The sequence below is a fragment of the Streptomyces sp. NBC_01012 genome, from assembly GCF_045162755.1.
GTDB lineage: Bacteria > Actinomycetota > Actinomycetes > Streptomycetales > Streptomycetaceae > Streptomyces.
The window spans coordinates 311,405-325,877 of the sequence record NZ_CP108688.1 but is presented as its reverse complement, the minus strand read 5'-3'; the positions used below and the strand labels follow the sequence as shown (position 1 = coordinate 325,877).

The window sequence follows — 14,473 nt, the reverse complement described above, 5'->3', positions numbered from 1 at the left end:
GGTCTCTGTGTCGGTAACACAACTCGGCCTGCACCAGACCAGTTTCACGCCTCACACGCGATTAGGCAGGCGATCAGTGCAGGAGGGGCGGATTGTTGAGCCCACCACAGGCAGCCGCCCCCGGCCCGTCGACACGTCGTCGTGGTCTGGAAGACTGCCGGACGCCATGAGCCAGTTATCCGAGCAGCCCGCGGGCATCTCCGTACCGACCAGCGCCGATGTGGCGCGACTCGCAGGAGTGTCCCGGGCCACCGTGTCCTACGTACTGAACAACAACACGAGCGTGCGGATCAGTGAATCCACCCGCCGCCGGGTCAGAGAGGCCGCCGCGGACCTCGGCTACGTCCCGCACGCGGCGGCCCGGAGCCTTCGGGCCGGGCACACCGGGATGGTGCTGCTGCCCGCGGGGCAGGCCCAGGCGGGGCCCGCCTACCAGCGCTTCTTCGCCGGGCTCGAGTCGGGTCTGCGCCGCCTCGACTACACCGTCGTGCAGTACGGCAGCGCCGGCCTGGACGCCGACGAGGCGGCCAGGGCGTGGGCGGAACTGCGCCCCGTCGCCGTCGTGTCGCCCGGGAGCATCACCCTCACCGCGTACGGCACAGGGGTGCTCACCCGCTCCGGGGCCAAGGCCGTGATCACGCTGGGCCCGCAACCGGTGGAGGGCGCGCACGCCCTGGTCATGGACCAGCGCGAGGTCGGCGGCTGCGCCGTGCGGCATCTGCTCGCGCGCGGACGGCGCAGGGTCGGGGTGGTCATGCCCCAGGAGCCCGGTCTCGCGCTGTTCGCCGAACCACGGCTGGCCGGAGCGGTGCGCGCGGTGGAGGAGTCCGATGCGGACGCCCAGGTCAGGCCGCTGCCCCTGCGGTACGCGGAGGAGTCGGCCCAGGAGCTCGCAGCCCGCTGGCGGACGCTGGGTCTGGACGCCGTGTTCGCGTACAACGACGAATACGCGATGCTGCTGATGCGGGCACTCCAGGACGCCGGGATCGACGTACCCGTCGAGACGGCGATGGTCGGCGCCGACGATCTGATGCTCGGCAGGCTTCTGCGGCCCCGGCTCAGCAGCGTCACCCTGGAACTGGCGACCGCGCAGTCACCGGCCGAGATGATCGACCGTCTGGTACGGAATCCCGGTGGCGCGCCGGAGCGCCACGAACTGCTGCGTGCCGCGGCTGTGCCACGTGAATCCAGCTGACCGGGTGCGCCGGGCGGCGTTGCGACATGCGCGGGTGGCCGCGGATGTCTAGCGTCGACGGCATGAGCCATCCGCAGAGCTACGAGATCCTGCTGTTCCCGGAACCGGAGGAGCCCGTCCCCGAGGCGCCGGCGCCAGGCACCGCCATCCGCTCAGCGGTCGTGGCGGCCACCGGGGACACGGGGGCGTCGGGCTATCCGCGCTACACCGGGAACGGCATGGAGGCGGACATCGACCCCGCCTCGCACACGGTGGAAGCGCTGCTGGTGGACGGCGCGGAGCTGGACGTCGGGCTGACGGCCAGGATCGCCGACCGGATCCGGGGGACGGAGCAGCGGGAGGCCGGGGCGGAGCGGACCGATCCGGGGCAGGCGGGCACAGACAGCTGAACCGGTTCCGCCGCCGCATGACGAAGGCCCGGCCGTTCGAACGGCCGGGCCTTCATCCCGTCTGTCGCACATGGACAGGGACTACTGCTGCTCCTGCTGTGCCTGGCCCTGCTGCGCCTGCTTCTGCTCCTCGACGGACTTGCGTACCTCGTCCATGTCCAGGTTGCGCGCCTGACCGATGACATCCTCCAACGCCGACTCGGGGAGCGCCCCCGGCTGCGAGAAGACCGCCACGTTTTCACGGACGATCATCAGCGTCGGGATGGACCGGATCTCGAAGGCAGCCGCCAGCTCCTGCTGCGCCTCCGTGTCGACCTTGGCGAATACCAGGTCGGGGTGGCGCTCGGACGCCGAGTCGTAGACCGGGGCGAACTGCTTGCACGGACCACACCAGGAAGCCCAGAAGTCGATCAGCAGAAACTCGTTCTCGCTCACGACCTGATCGAAGTTTTCCTTGGTGAGCTCTACGGTGCTCATACTCTGATACCTCTTCCTGGGACCGTTCGGACCTGTGGGGCACAACGGTGACGTCACTTGCGCTATTCCGCCTGCCCATGTGGCCGCTGCGCACACCCACGAGCACACTGTTCGCATGACTGATGATGATGGTGTGCGGGAAAGCGAGTACGACGTCCTGGTCATCGGGGCGGGCCCCGTGGGGGAGAACGTGGCGGACCGTGCCAGGGCCGCCGGGCTGAGCACCGCGGTGATCGAGTCCGAGCTCATCGGCGGCGAGTGTTCGTACTGGGCGTGCATGCCCAGCAAGGCCCTGCTCCGCCCGGTCGTCGCACGCGCCGACGCGCGCCGCGTACCCGGTCTCAGCGGCGCGGTGCAGGGACCGCTCGACGCGGACGCCGTGCTCGCCCACCGTGACGACGAGGCCTCGCACTGGAAGGACGACGGCCAGGTCGGGTGGCTGGACGGTATCGGCGCGGACATCTACCGCGGCGTGGGCCGGCTGACGGGAGTCCGGCAGGTGTCCGTCACGGCCGCCGACGGATCCGTACGGCACCTCACCGCCCGGCACGCCGTCGCCGTCTGCACCGGGAGCCGGGCCGTGGTCCCCGCGCTGCCCGGTGTCGCCGACGTCCGGCCGTGGACCAGCCGCGAGGCGACCAGCGCCAAGGAGGTCCCGGACCGGCTCGTCGTGGTGGGCGGGGGAGTCGTCGGGGTGGAGATGGCCACCGTCTGGCAGGGGCTCGGCGCCGAGGTGACGATGCTGATCCGTGGCAGCAGGCTGCTCCCGAAGATGGAGCCCTTCGCGGGTGAGCTGGTCGCGGAGGCGCTGACCGAGGCCGGGGCGCGGATCCTGACCGGGGTCTCGGCCACCCGGGTGAGCAGGGCGGGACACGACGGGCCGGTCACCGTCGAGCTGGACGACGGGCAACGGCTGGAGACCGACGAGATCCTCTTCGCCACCGGCCGTGCCCCACGCACCGACGACCTCGGCCTCGACACGGTGGGCCTCAGCCCCGGGTCATGGCTCGACGTGGACGACAGCTGCCGTGTGGAGGGCAGCGACTGGCTGTACGCGGTCGGAGACGTCAACCACCGCGCTCTCCTCACCCACCAGGGCAAGTACCAGGCCCGTATCGCGGGAGCCGCGATGGCGGCCCGTGCGCAGGGCGTCCCTCCGCTGGAGACCGCCCCCTGGGGCGCGCACGCGGCCACCGCCGACCACGCCGCCGTCCCCCAGGTCGTCTTCACGGACCCGGAGGCCGCGTCGGTCGGCCTCACGCTCGCCGAGGCGGAAGCCGCGGGCCACCGGGTCCGCGCCGTCGACCAGGACCTGGCCGCGGTCGCGGGCTCCGGCCTGTACGCGCAGGGCTACAAGGGGCGGGCCAGGATGGTCGTCGACCTGGACCGCGAGATCCTGCTCGGCGTCACCTTCGTCGGCCCCGGCATCGGTGAACTCCTGCACTCGGCGACGATCGCCGTCGCGGGTGAGGTCCCCATCGGGCGGCTGTGGCACGCGGTGCCCGCCTACCCGACGATCAGCGAGGTGTGGCTGCGGCTGCTGGAGGGGTACCGAGGCTAGGGCTTCTCACTCCGCCCTGGCCGGCCGGGCCTTGGGCGGAGCGGGGACGGTGATCGACCGTGCGGCGGCTGCCTATGCTGGGGTGGTGACACCGCGAGCGGGGCAGGAGAAGGAGCTGAGGGCCGATGCCGCGCGCAATCGTGCCCGGATCCTCCAGGTCGCCCGCGGGCAGTTGACCGCCGGTGACAACTCGCTTCAGCTGAACACCGTCGCCCGGCTCGCCGGAGTGGGCGTCGGGACGGTCTACCGGCACTTCCCCAATCGGCATGCGCTGGTGGAGGCGCTCTCGGCGGAACGCTTCCGGGAGCTGCTCGAAGAGGCAGAGGCGGCGGCAGCCGTGGAGGACCCGATGACGGGCCTGCGCCGGCTGCTGCGCTTCACGCTCGACCGGATGCTGGACGACCCCGACTTCGCGACCGTGCTGGAGTCCGCGGGCGATGCCGACGTGCGGACCTCGCAGATGAAGGCCGAGCTCGACCGGACGGTCATGAGCCTGCTGGACGGCGCCCGCCTGGCCGGAGCGGTCCGGGGGTCCGTCGGGGCCGAGGACGTACGCCGTCTGCTGTGCGGCGTGGGACACGCGGTGCGCTCCGGCAGCGGCGACGTCAGGGATCTCTACCTCGACGTTCTGCTGGAAGGCCTGCGCCCGCCGCGCTGACCGCGGTATCCCGTCACCCACCCCAAACCGGATAGCTATCCGTATGTGTTAGCGTGCCGCATCGAAACGGATAGTTATCCGGTTGTGTGGCGGCGAAGGGGCGGGTCCAAGTGAGTCGACGGGCGATAGTGACGGCAGGTACCGGGGGCATCGGTCTGGAGACCGCGAAGGGGCTCGCCCACCACGGCTACGCCGTCACGGTGGTCGGACGTAACCCCGAGCGAGGGGCGAGCGCCGTCCGGGAGATCGCGGAGTCCGCGCGCGGCGGCACACCGCGATTCGTGGCCGCCGACCTGGCATCGCTCGACGATGTCCGTGCGCTGGCCGCGCGACTGGCGGCCGAAGGGCCGCTGGGGGTGCTGGTCAACAACGTCGGTGCGATGTTCGCCGAACGACAGCGAACCGTCGAGGGTATCGAGGCGTCGTTCGCCGTCAATCACCTCTCGCCGTACCTGCTGACCGAGCTGCTGCTCGACCGGCTCCGGGCGGACGCGCCGAGCCGGATCGTCAATGTCACCTCAGCCGCGGTCAGGGCCGCCAAGCGCGACTTCGACGCCGTGGAACCTCCGGGCGGCTACTACGGCTTCCACCGGTACGGCAGGGCCAAGCTCGCCAACCTGGCCTACACCCTGCACCTGGCCGAACGCCTCCGCGATACCGGGGTGTCGGTCTTCGCGGCCGATCCCGGCGGGGCCGCCACCGGGATGACGGACGGCACCATGACCTCACCGAAGATCGTCTCCCCGCCGCTGCGCCTGCTGTGGCCGCTGGTCCGCCGAGTCTTCGAACGCTCCACCTCCGGCTCCGCGTCGACGGCCGCCAGGTCGTCCGTCTTCGCCGCCACCGATGTCTCGCTCGACGGGCGGACCGGCCTCGTCATCGGGTCCGAGGCCCGGCCCGTCCCTCTCTTCCGCGGTGCCGCGGATCCCCGGATCGCGGAGAACGTGCTCAGGCTCAGCCGGGAGTTGGCTCCCACGGGCGAGGATCACGATGCCCGGCGCGTGTGAGGCCGCGCAGTGTCCGGAGCCCGTACAGGGCCAGCAGCGGTTTGGCGACGGTCCATTCGCCGAGGCGGTAGTCGTCCGCGCGTACGAGTCTCTCGGCGAGGTCGGGGCGCTGTCGTAGCAAGTACGCCCGGGCCTTGAGGGCGTGGGCCGGCTGGGAGGCGATCTTGATGCGGTCGACGTCCTCGAGCAGCGGGATCACGTTGGTGATGTTCTCCCAGGTCGTTCTGGACCGGTCCTCGATGAGCACCGTGCCGTCGAAGTCGAGCACCGACTTCGCGTAGTCGGCCAGCAACCGGGCCTCCGCGATGGAGCCGGCGGCCGCGCCCCCGCTGAAGATCAGGCGGGTCTCACGCGCGCGGTCGGCGCTGATGGAACGGATCCCCATGCGTACGCGCCGGCGGTTGATGAAGTTCGCCGTCGCTCCGGGGTTCCGGTAACCCAGCACCACCACCGCTTCGGTGGTGCCTCCCGCGTTCCCCGTCAGGGCCCGGGACCAGCGCCGGTTCAGCCACTCGCCCCAGGCCAGGACCGCGACCCCGGCCACCGCAAGTCCTGTCGTTCGTCGCATGCCGTGACTCTAGGGCACCCCAGTATTGAATATGAATATCGTTCTCAAGTACTGTGCGGAGGGTGGCGTCACCGGCGTCACGTGAGACGCAGGGGAGGAGTCCGCGTGAGCGCGACGAACGGGCCGGGCGGGCCGGAGCGGGTCAGTGCCCGGCGGGACCTGTGCGTGGGTGCGGGACAGTGCGTGCTCGCCGCGCCGGCCGTCTTCGACCAGGCCGTCGACGACGGGCTGGTGCTCGTGCTGGAAGACGTGCCGTCCGCCGCCGAACTGCCTGCCGTACGCGACGCGGTGTGGGCATGCCCCTCGGGTGCCGTCACCCTGAGCCCCCATACACAGGCCGGCCATTCCTGAGCGCGTGTTCCCTTCCGTCTCCGGTCAGCATTCGAGCATTCCGTCAAGGAGAAGCATGTCCAGACAGTTCGACCGCCGTGCCTTCCTGCGCCGCGGCGCCACGGGAGCTGTGGCCCTGGCGGTGGGGCCCGGCCTGCTGGCGGCGTGCTCCACCGATGACACCTCCGCGTCGGCGAAGGCGGGCGGCGGCTCCTCACCCCGCTCGGGTGGCACACTGCGGGCGGCCTTCGTCGGGGGCGGAGCCTCGGAGACGCTCGACTTCTTCAACGGCCCCTCGGCCCTGGACCTGGTCCGCGCCCGTGCGTGGCACGGCACCCTCGGCAATCTCGACCCCTCGGCCCCCGACGGCGTGCGGTACGGCGTGCTGAAGGGGATCGACATGTCCGACGACCTGTCCACGTACACCCTGCACGTGCGGCCGGGCGTCCGTTTCACCGACGGCTCGCAGCTGACCTCGGCGGACATCCTGCATTCGCTGTCCGTCCTCGCGGGCAAGAGCATGCTGCCCGTCCACAAGATGGCTGCCGCGAACTTCGACCTCCCCTCCGCCAGGGCGGACGGTGACCTCAAGGTCGTCCTGCCCACGCTCCGGCCCGTCGCCGACGGCCGCATGATCCTGTGTCAGGGCAACTTCCTGATCGTGAAGGACGGGACACGCCGGTTCGGCAAGGGAATGCCCAGCTGTGGCCCGTTCCGGCTCGACGCGTTCACACCGGGCCAGGGCTCCGTGTTCACGCGCTACGACGAGCACTACGGCCATGTGCCCCATCTCGACGGTCTGGAACTCCGGTCGATCGCGGACTCGACCGCCCGGGCCGGGGCTCTCACCAGCGGTGAGATCGACTTCGCCCATGACCTCTCGCCGGTGACCGCCCGCACACACGCGGACGACGGGAACGTCGAGGTCGTCCCCACGAGAAGTCCGTACGTGGTCGGCCTGTCGTTCCAGATGAACATGAGCGTCGAACCGTTCGACGACCCGCGGGTGCGTGAGGCGTTCAGGCTCGCGGCCAACCGCGAGGCGATGGTGAAGACCGTGTTCGACGGCGACGCGGTGGTGGGCAACGACCTGCCGTCCATCGGCTTCCCCGACTACGCGGAGAGTGTGCCCCAGCGTGCCTACGACCCGGAAAGGGCCAGGAAGCTGCTCAAGGCGGCCGGGGCCGATGGGGTGGAGGTCGTACTGACCACGGGCCCCGAGACACCCGGGATGGTGGAGCTGGCCACGCTGTTCGTCGAGGACCTGAAGAAGGTGGGCGTCCGGGCCTCCGTCCGTGAACTGCCCGCGGGCCAGCTCTACGCGGACTTCACGGCGTACAGCCGTATGCAGCTCGCCGCCTCGTACCAGATGCCCATCCCCGCACTGTCGACCTACCAGATGAACACGGCGGGCGGCTCGCCCTCCGCCTTCGGCTGGAAGCAGGACGAGGTCGACGCCCTGGTGGCGAAGGCCCGCGCGGAGCGCGACGGGACCGCCGCCAGGAAGCTCGGCGCGCAGGCACAGCGCATACGCTGGGACGAAGGGAACCAGGTGCTGCCCGTCTTCAAGCCGAACCTCGACGCGCAGACCAAGGGCGTCAGCGGAATCCGGGACGACCTCTTCGAACAGTTCCCCGGCTTCGCCCAGGCGTCGTTGGCGTGAGCCTGCTCTCCTTCGCCGCCCGCAGGCTCGTGGGCGCGGCCGCCCTGCTGGTCCTGCTGTCGGCGGCGGTCTTCACGATCACGGCGGTGCTGCCGGGGGACGCGGTCAGCGCCGTGGCAGGGGTGGACGCCTCCCCGGCGGAACGCGCAGAGGTCCGCACACGCCTCGGCCTGGACAGGTCTTTGGCCGAGCGGTACGCATCCTGGGCGTCCGGCGCCGCCAGGGGAGACCTCGGGACCGGCTTCATCGGTCACCGGCCGGTTCTCGACGTCCTCGCCACGCGGCTGCCGAACAGCCTGTTGCTGGCGGGACTGACGCTCTCGGTCACCGCACCGCTCGCCGCGCTGCTCGGTCTCTGGACCGGACTGCGCGGCGGCGCCGCCGACCGCTGGGTCTCCAAGGCCATGCACGCGGTCGCCGGTGTGCCCGAGTTCGTCCTCGCGTCCCTGCTGATCGCGGTCCTCGCGGTCCGGTTCCCGGTCCTGCCACGCGTCTCGCTCATCCCTCTGGGCGGTACGCCGCTCGATGTGCCGCGTGCGCTCGTCCTGCCGGTCCTGACGCTCTGCGCGGTCGGACTGGCCGTCGCCACCAGGCTGTTCCGCGTCTCCGTCGCGGAGGTGGCGGCGACACCGTACGGCGAGTCGGCCCGGCTGAACGGTGTGCGCGGAGTGCGTCTCGCGGTGCGGCACATCCTTCCCAACGCGGCGGGTCCCGCCGTCCAGGCGCTCACCCTCACCACCGGGGCGCTGGTCGGGTCCGGGGTGGTGGTGGAGAGCGTCTTCGACTACCCGGGGATCGGACGCGAACTTCAACTGGCCGTGACGGCACGGGACATACCGATGGTCCAGGGCATCGCCACCGCGCTCGCCGCGGTCATGCTGGCGATCCTCCTGCTGGGCGACCTCTGCGCCCGGCTGCTCGGCGGACAAGGGAGAAGCGACGCATGACCACGGTCCTGACAACGGGCCGGAGCCCCCGTGCGGCCGGCACCCGGGCGCTGCGACGCCGACCGCCGTACCTCGCGGGCGGGACGGCACTGCTCGTGCTCGTACTCGCGCTGCTGGGGCCGCTGTTGGCGCCGTACGCCCCGACCGAGCAGCTGGGAGCGCCCTTCCAGCAGCCGGGAGGTGACTTCCTCCTCGGTACGGACGTCCTGGGTCGGGACGTGGCCAGCCGGGTGCTGAGCGGGGGCCGGACGATCGTGCTCATCGCCATGGCCGGGACGGTGCTCGCCGGTCTCATCGGGGTGACCGCCGGTGTACTGGCCGCGATGGTCGGCCCCCGCTTCGGCGACTTCGTGCTCCGTGCCGTCGACGCGCTGGCGGTGCTGCCGCCCCTCCTGCTCATCCTGGTGCTGGCCGCGGGATTCCCCGGCAGCGACGCCGCACTCGTGGCGGCCGTCGCACTGGCCACCGCGCCGTTCTCCGTCAGGGTTCTGCGCGCCGCGGCGGACTCCGTCCTGACCAGCGGATACGTCGAGGCCGCCCGGGCCCGCGGCGACAGCAGGTCCGCCGTACTGCGCCACGACGTGCTGCCCAACATCGCCGGACCTGCCCTTCTGGACAGCGCGGTGCGCCTCGTCGCCTCGCTGCACCTCGCCGCCACCGCGGGGTTTCTCGGCCTCGGGCGTGGCGGTCCTGCGCCCGACTGGGGGCGCATGGTCAACGAGAACATCCCGGGGGCGACCCTCGCGCTCGCCCCCTTCCTCGCACCTGCTCTGCTGCTCGTCCTGCTGTCCGTGTGCGTCGGGCTGCTGGCGGGACGGCTGGCGGACGAAGCAGGCAGGAGCGCGGCATGACAGGCCCCGGGGCATTCGTCGAGGTCGAGGGGCTGACCATCGGCCCGGCAGCCGGGGGACCGCCCGTGCTGTTCGACGCTCATCTCTCCGTGGCGCGGGGGCAGGTGCTCGGAGTGACGGGGAGGTCGGGGTCGGGCAAGAGCAGCCTGGCGTTCGGTCTGCTCGGACATGTCAGGCCCGGTCTGGAGCGGCGCCACGGGGCTGTCAGGGTGGCCGGACTCGACCCGTTCACCCGCCAGGGTGTCCGGCGGCTCCGGGGACGCGTGGTGTCCTTCCTCGGCCAGGACCCCGCCTCCTCCCTCAACCCCGTGCTGCGGATCGGCACACAGATCGCCGAAGCCGTGCGACTGCGGGCCGGCAGGCCCGGCGGGGCAGCGGTCGTCACGGAGACCGAGTCGCTGCTGCTCTCCGTACGACTCCCCGCCGACCGGGCCTTCCAGCGACGGCTGCCGCATCAGCTCTCCGGCGGGCAGGCCCAACGCGTCGCTCTCGCCCTCGCTCTGGCGGGCTCTCCGGACCTGCTGGTCCTGGACGAACCCACCAGCAGCCTCGACACGGCGCTGGCGGCGCGGATGCGCGGACTGCTGGCCGAGGTGCTCGGCGGCGGCGAGCGCGCCGCGGTGCTGGTCAGCCACGACCCGGCCTGGATCGCCTCCGTCGCGGACGATGTGATCCGCATCGAGGACGGCCTGATCGTCACGCCCCGCACCTCATCGCCACGACCGGCGCCCCCGGCCGCACCGGACCCACCCCCGGCCGCTCCGACCGGGGGGTTGCTCTCGGTGGAGGGGCTGCTGGCCGTCCACGGACGGGAGACCGTGCTGCACGGGGTCACCCTGAGCGTCGAAGGCGGCAGCTGCACCGCTGTGGTCGGCCCCTCGGGCTCGGGCAAGACCACACTCGCCCGCTGTCTCGCCGGGCTGCACCGCCCCACCGAGGGGAGCGTCTCCTGGCGGGAGGACACCCGGGACACGGGAGACGGCGCCGCGGTCCAGCTCGTCGCCCAGGACGCGCGGGGCGCGCTCAACCCACGCGAATCCGTGCGTACGGCGCTGACCCGGCCGCTGACCGGGCTGCGGGGAATGCGGCGTGGCGAGCAGGCGACGGACGAGGCCGCAGGACTGCTCGGCCTGGTCGGTCTGGAGCCCCGGATGCTGGGGCGCCGGCCCGGCGAGCTGTCGGGTGGACAGCGTCAACGGGTGGCGCTGGCCAGGGCGTTGGCCGCCGGGCCGCGTGTCCTGGTGTGTGACGAGATCACCTCGGCGCTCGACCGGGACACCGGGAGCGGCATCCTGGCGCTGCTCGACACCCTGCGGCGGACGCTGGGGCTGACCCTCGTGATGGTGACCCACGACCTGGCCGCCGCCGCCCGCTGCGCCGACCGCGTCGTCGTCCTGGACGCGGGGCGCGTGGTCGAGTCAGGACGTGCTGACCGCGTCCTCGGTCACCCGGAGCACCCGGTGACACGCGAACTGGTCGGCTCCGACAGGCTCCTGGCCGGCCCGGATGAGCGGCTCCTCACACACCCGGAGCAGGGCCGGTGACCTCCCAGGCCGCCTCGATCATCCCGAAGATCTCGTCCACCGCGGCATCCGGATCGGCCGCCTCGCGCGCCAGCGCGTAGGCATCGATCACGAACCTCGCGATCGACCGGCTCGCCGTCCCGGTCCTGCCCAGTCCGGGATCGGCCGCGATGGCCGCGGCCAGTGTCTCCGCGTGACGCAGCCTCATCGACTCCTCGTACCTCCGCAGGGCGGGCGAGGCGTCGATCAGATGCCAGGTCGGGGCGGCACCGGCCGCGGTGCAGTGCCGTACCAGGGCCTGGATCTCCTGGCGCAGCCGAGGGATGAGCGGTTCGTCAGGCGCCCGGCCGGTGACCGCCCGCGTGAGGCGCTGCTCGAAGTCCTCGTCCTGCTCGAACACCAGCGCCTCTTTGGCGGCGAAGTGGGAGAAGAGCGTGGTCACGGCCACATCGGCCTCGGCGGCCACTTCGCGGATGCCCACCGCGTCGAACCCGCGGTCCAGGAAGAGCCGCAGGGCGGTGTCGGCGATCTTCTGGCGGGTCGCGGCTTTCTTGCGCTCACGGCGCCCGGTCGGCACGGTCATGACCTCACGCTATCAGGTACGAAGCCGTATCCGTTCCAAAATACTAACCGTTAGTGTTACGGTCCACGGCATGAGAAAAGTGAGCTTCGCCGAATTCGGCGGTCCGGACGTTCTGCGGATCCTGGATGCCGACGAGCCCCACGCGGGGCCGGGCCGGATACGTATCGCCGTGCGGGCGGCAGGTGTGAATCCCGTCGACTGGAGGATCCGTGAGGGCCAGGTCCTGGGTGCCCATCCGACGGTGCTGCCCGCCGGAGTGGGGCTGGACGCGGCGGGGGTGGTGGACGAGATCGGCGAGGGCGTCGAAGGGGTCGGGATCGGCGACCAGGTGTTCGGCGAAGGGGCCGACACCTACGCCGAGTTCGCCGTGCTGTCGGCCTGGGCCCGTATGCCCGAGGGGCTGACGTTCGAGGAGGCCGCCGGGTATCCCTCCGTGGTGGAGACCGCGCTGCGCGTCATCCACGAGGTCGGTGTGCGGCCCGGACAGACACTGCTGGTCAGCGGCGCGTCCGGGGGAGTCGGGTCGGCGGTGCTGCAGATCGCCCGCGAACGCGGCATCACGGTGATCGGGACCGCGGGAGCCGCGAACCAGGACTATCTGCGGAGCCTGGGCGCCCTCGCCACGACGTACGGCGAGGGCTGGGCTGAGCGGGTCCGGCAGTTGGGGACGGTCGACGCGGCTCTCGATCTGGCCGGCTCGGGTGTGATCCGGGAACTCGTCGAGCTGACCGGGGACCTGGACAAGGTGATCTCCATCGCCGATCTGGACGCGCCCGCGCTCGGTGTCCGGTTCTCCGGCACGGCCGGGAGCGTGCCGGACGCGCTTGCCGAGGCGGCCGGTCTCATCTCGCGGGGGAAGCTCCACATCCCGGTCGAGAAGTCGTACGCACTCGCCGACGCTGCGGTGGCCCACGCCGACAGCCAGGCAGGCCACACGCGCGGACGCCGGGTCGTGATCCTCTGATCCGCCGCCCCCGCGCGTGAACCGGGCCCGGGGGAGGGCGGGGTGCTTCTTCCCGCCCCCCCGGGACGTTCACGCCTGTGACAGCCGCCTGGCCAGCGCCGCCTTGTCGATCTTCCCCACCGCGGTCAGCGGCATCTGCCCGACCTCGACCACCTCGTCCGGGGCCTTGTGGTCCGCGAGGCCGTGCTCCTTGAGGAGGACGGCGAGCTCCCTCGGCCCCGGAGCGCTCCCCGTGCACGTGACACAGGCGACCGCACGTTCGCCCCAGCGCTCGTCGGGCATGCCGATCAGCGCGGCGGAGGTGATCGAGGGGTGGGTCAGCAGCAGTTCCTCCACCTCGGTCGCACCGATCTTCTCGCCTCCGCGGTTTATCTGGTCCTTGATCCGGCCGACCACGACAAGGTGCCCGGAGGGAAGGCGCCGCACGAGGTCTCCCGTGCGGTAGTAGCCGTCCTCGGTGAACGCCGTCCGGTTGTGTGCCTCGGCCCTGTAGTAGCCGCGCAGCGTGTACGGCCCACGGGTCAGCAGCTCCCCGGGGGCTCCCGCCGGTACCGGCTCGCCCTCCGCGTCCACGACGAGGATCTCGTCGTCGGGCGAGAGCGGCCGGCCCTGCGTGGTGCAGACGAGCTCCTCCGGATCGTCGAGGCGCGTCAGATTGACCAGCCCCTCCGCCATGCCGAAGACCTGCTGCACCGTCACACCGAGTGAGGGCCCGAGCCTGCGCGCGAGGTCGTCGGGCAACCGGGCGCCGCCGACCTGGACCACGGCGAGGCTGCTGATGTCCGCCGGGCCTGTGGCCGCCTCGTCCATCCAGTGCGGGACGAGCGGCGGGCTCAGCGAGGTGACGGTCACCCCCTCACGCTCGATGAGGGCGAAGGCGGTCTGCGGACTCGGGTCGGGAGCCACCACCACCGTCCCGCCGCTGAAGAGGGTGCCGAGCACACCGGGACACGCCAGGGTGAAGTTGAAGGCGACCGGCAGGGCCGCCAGATACACCGTGCCGGTACCGAACGCACAGACAGTGGCGCCCGCACGCGCGTTGTACGCGTAGTCGTCATGGGTGCGTGGGATCAGCTTGGGCAGCCCTGTCGTTCCGCCGGAGAGGAGGAGCAGGGCGACATCACCCGCCTGGATCTCCGCGTCGTCGGGGAAGGGGCCCTCCTCGCCGCCCGCAGCGCACAGTTCGTCGAACCGGACGAAACCCTCGTACGGCCCGGGGTCCCCGACCACGACGACGCTGCGCAGGGAGCCTCCTGCCCCCTGGTCGGCGCGCACGTCCCGCACCAGCTCGCGGTGGTCGAACCGCGCGTGCAGGTCGGGTATGACGCAGGCCGCCGCCCCGGAGGTGCGTACGAGGTGGCCGATCTCGGCCCGGCGGTGGCCGGGCATGGCGTGGACGGGGACCGCGCCCAGCCGCTGAAGACCGAACCAGATCAGCACGAACTCCGCACGGTTGGGCAGCTGGACCACCACCCTGTCCCCCCTGCCCAGGCCGAGTCCGCGCAGCCCGTGCGCGACGCGGTCCGCCTCGGCGTCCAGCTCCGCGTAGGTCCAGCGCCGGTCCCCGTCGACCAGTGCGACGCCGGTGGGCCTGGCCACCGCCCAGCGGCGCAGCCAGGAGCCGAACGTCACCCCCGCCCAGTGTCCGGCCTTGCGGTAGCGCTCCGACTCGGCTGCGGACCAGCCGGGTTGTGTCTCGTTCATGACGTCCGCCTTTCGTCACTGTGCGTCAGGTGCTGGCGCCCAGAGGTTCCGAT

The 14,473-nt window shown here is 71.7% G+C and carries 15 protein-coding genes; 11 read left to right on the top strand and 4 right to left on the bottom strand.

The genetic code is table 11. From position 1 onward, the window contains the following. Positions 1 to 166: 166 nt before the first annotated feature. A complete protein-coding gene (locus OG623_RS01360) occupies positions 167 to 1,195 on the top strand; it encodes a LacI family DNA-binding transcriptional regulator (RefSeq protein ID WP_406143497.1) in 1,029 nt (342 codons plus the stop codon). A gap of 62 nt (positions 1,196 to 1,257) precedes the next feature. Beyond that, positions 1,258 to 1,584 carry a hypothetical protein gene (locus OG623_RS01355; RefSeq protein WP_406143495.1) on the top strand — a complete coding sequence of 109 codons (327 nt, stop codon included), beginning with the start codon at positions 1,258 to 1,260 and terminating at the stop codon, positions 1,582 to 1,584. Between the two features lie 81 nt (positions 1,585 to 1,665). Here the strand turns inward: OG623_RS01355 and trxA are convergent, their stop codons facing one another. After that, positions 1,666 to 2,061 (bottom strand): thioredoxin, encoded by a 396-nt coding sequence (gene trxA, locus OG623_RS01350; protein WP_406143493.1) that lies wholly within the window; start codon positions 2,059 to 2,061, stop codon positions 1,666 to 1,668. Positions 2,062 to 2,176: 115 nt separating this feature from the next. On the opposite strand from trxA, the gene OG623_RS01345 reads away from it, so the two are divergent. The 3 genes from OG623_RS01345 (at position 2,177) to OG623_RS01335 (ending at position 5,287) form a co-directional block, all read left to right on the top strand. Further along, a complete protein-coding gene (locus OG623_RS01345) occupies positions 2,177 to 3,622 on the top strand; it encodes a dihydrolipoyl dehydrogenase family protein (protein WP_406143491.1) in 1,446 nt (481 codons plus the stop codon). Between the two features lie 85 nt (positions 3,623 to 3,707). Beyond that, positions 3,708 to 4,280: a TetR/AcrR family transcriptional regulator gene (locus OG623_RS01340; RefSeq protein WP_406143489.1), complete on the top strand. Its 573-nt coding sequence runs from the start codon at positions 3,708 to 3,710 to the stop codon at positions 4,278 to 4,280. 125 nt (positions 4,281 to 4,405) lie between these two features. Further along, entirely contained in the window at positions 4,406 to 5,287 is an 882-nt protein-coding gene (locus OG623_RS01335) for an SDR family NAD(P)-dependent oxidoreductase (protein WP_406151624.1), read from the top strand. Here OG623_RS01335 and OG623_RS01330 read toward each other — a convergent pair. Continuing rightward, a complete protein-coding gene (locus tag OG623_RS01330) occupies positions 5,235 to 5,855 on the bottom strand; it encodes a YdcF family protein (RefSeq protein ID WP_406143487.1) in 621 nt (206 codons plus the stop codon). The genes OG623_RS01335 and OG623_RS01330 overlap by 53 nt on opposite strands. Positions 5,856 to 5,960: 105 nt before the next feature. On the opposite strand from OG623_RS01330, the gene OG623_RS01325 reads away from it, so the two are divergent. From OG623_RS01325 to OG623_RS01305, 5 genes are read left to right on the top strand one after another with little or no spacing between them, the layout of a single operon-like run. Next, positions 5,961 to 6,206 carry a ferredoxin gene (locus OG623_RS01325; RefSeq protein WP_406143485.1) on the top strand — a complete coding sequence of 82 codons (246 nt, stop codon included), beginning with the start codon at positions 5,961 to 5,963 and terminating at the stop codon, positions 6,204 to 6,206. A 55-nt stretch (positions 6,207 to 6,261) separates the two neighbouring features. Continuing rightward, the gene (locus OG623_RS01320; RefSeq protein ID WP_406143483.1) at positions 6,262 to 7,848 is read left to right on the top strand and encodes an ABC transporter substrate-binding protein; all 1,587 of its coding nucleotides are present in this window, start codon (positions 6,262 to 6,264) and stop codon (positions 7,846 to 7,848) included. Further along, entirely contained in the window at positions 7,845 to 8,795 is a 951-nt protein-coding gene (locus tag OG623_RS01315; protein WP_406143481.1) for an ABC transporter permease, read from the top strand. The genes OG623_RS01320 and OG623_RS01315 overlap by 4 nt, the downstream gene beginning before the upstream one ends. Then, the gene (locus tag OG623_RS01310; RefSeq protein ID WP_406143479.1) at positions 8,792 to 9,646 is read left to right on the top strand and encodes an ABC transporter permease; all 855 of its coding nucleotides are present in this window, start codon (positions 8,792 to 8,794) and stop codon (positions 9,644 to 9,646) included. The genes OG623_RS01315 and OG623_RS01310 overlap by 4 nt, the downstream gene beginning before the upstream one ends. Then, positions 9,643 to 11,190 carry an ABC transporter ATP-binding protein gene (locus OG623_RS01305; RefSeq protein WP_406143477.1) on the top strand — a complete coding sequence of 516 codons (1,548 nt, stop codon included), beginning with the start codon at positions 9,643 to 9,645 and terminating at the stop codon, positions 11,188 to 11,190. The genes OG623_RS01310 and OG623_RS01305 overlap by 4 nt, the downstream gene beginning before the upstream one ends. Here the strand turns inward: OG623_RS01305 and OG623_RS01300 are convergent. Beyond that, complete coding sequence (locus OG623_RS01300; RefSeq protein ID WP_406143475.1) at positions 11,165 to 11,752, bottom strand: TetR/AcrR family transcriptional regulator; 588 nt, start codon at positions 11,750 to 11,752, stop codon at positions 11,165 to 11,167. The two genes, OG623_RS01305 and OG623_RS01300, sit on opposite strands and share 26 nt — an antisense overlap. 70 nt (positions 11,753 to 11,822) lie before the next feature. Here OG623_RS01300 and OG623_RS01295 point away from each other — a divergent pair, with 70 nt between their 5' ends. Beyond that, a complete protein-coding gene (locus OG623_RS01295; protein ID WP_406143474.1) occupies positions 11,823 to 12,716 on the top strand; it encodes an NADP-dependent oxidoreductase in 894 nt (297 codons plus the stop codon). 69 nt (positions 12,717 to 12,785) lie between these two features. On the opposite strand, the gene OG623_RS01290 is transcribed toward OG623_RS01295, so the two are convergent. Continuing rightward, positions 12,786 to 14,420 carry a (2,3-dihydroxybenzoyl)adenylate synthase gene (locus OG623_RS01290; RefSeq protein ID WP_406143472.1) on the bottom strand — a complete coding sequence of 545 codons (1,635 nt, stop codon included), beginning with the start codon at positions 14,418 to 14,420 and terminating at the stop codon, positions 12,786 to 12,788. Positions 14,421 to 14,473 lie beyond the last annotated feature (53 nt).

Bases quoted from the DNA above. Each gene is read 5' to 3' on its own strand.
- OG623_RS01300 (WP_406143475.1), bottom strand. From the start codon at position 11,752: ATGACCGTGCCGACCGGGCGCCGTGAGCGCAAGAAAGCCGCGACCCGC.
- OG623_RS01305 (WP_406143477.1), top strand. From the start codon at position 9,643: ATGACAGGCCCCGGGGCATTCGTCGAGGTCGAGGGGCTGACCATCGGC.
- trxA (WP_406143493.1), bottom strand. From the start codon at position 2,061: ATGAGCACCGTAGAGCTCACCAAGGAAAACTTCGATCAGGTCGTGAGC.
- OG623_RS01320 (WP_406143483.1), top strand. From the start codon at position 6,262: ATGTCCAGACAGTTCGACCGCCGTGCCTTCCTGCGCCGCGGCGCCACG.
- OG623_RS01345 (WP_406143491.1), top strand. From the start codon at position 2,177: ATGACTGATGATGATGGTGTGCGGGAAAGCGAGTACGACGTCCTGGTC.
- OG623_RS01355 (WP_406143495.1), top strand. From the start codon at position 1,258: ATGAGCCATCCGCAGAGCTACGAGATCCTGCTGTTCCCGGAACCGGAG.
- OG623_RS01360 (WP_406143497.1), top strand. From the start codon at position 167: ATGAGCCAGTTATCCGAGCAGCCCGCGGGCATCTCCGTACCGACCAGC.
- OG623_RS01295 (WP_406143474.1), top strand. From the start codon at position 11,823: ATGAGAAAAGTGAGCTTCGCCGAATTCGGCGGTCCGGACGTTCTGCGG.
- OG623_RS01310 (WP_406143479.1), top strand. From the start codon at position 8,792: ATGACCACGGTCCTGACAACGGGCCGGAGCCCCCGTGCGGCCGGCACC.
- OG623_RS01330 (WP_406143487.1), bottom strand. From the start codon at position 5,855: ATGCGACGAACGACAGGACTTGCGGTGGCCGGGGTCGCGGTCCTGGCC.
- OG623_RS01290 (WP_406143472.1), bottom strand. From the start codon at position 14,420: ATGAACGAGACACAACCCGGCTGGTCCGCAGCCGAGTCGGAGCGCTAC.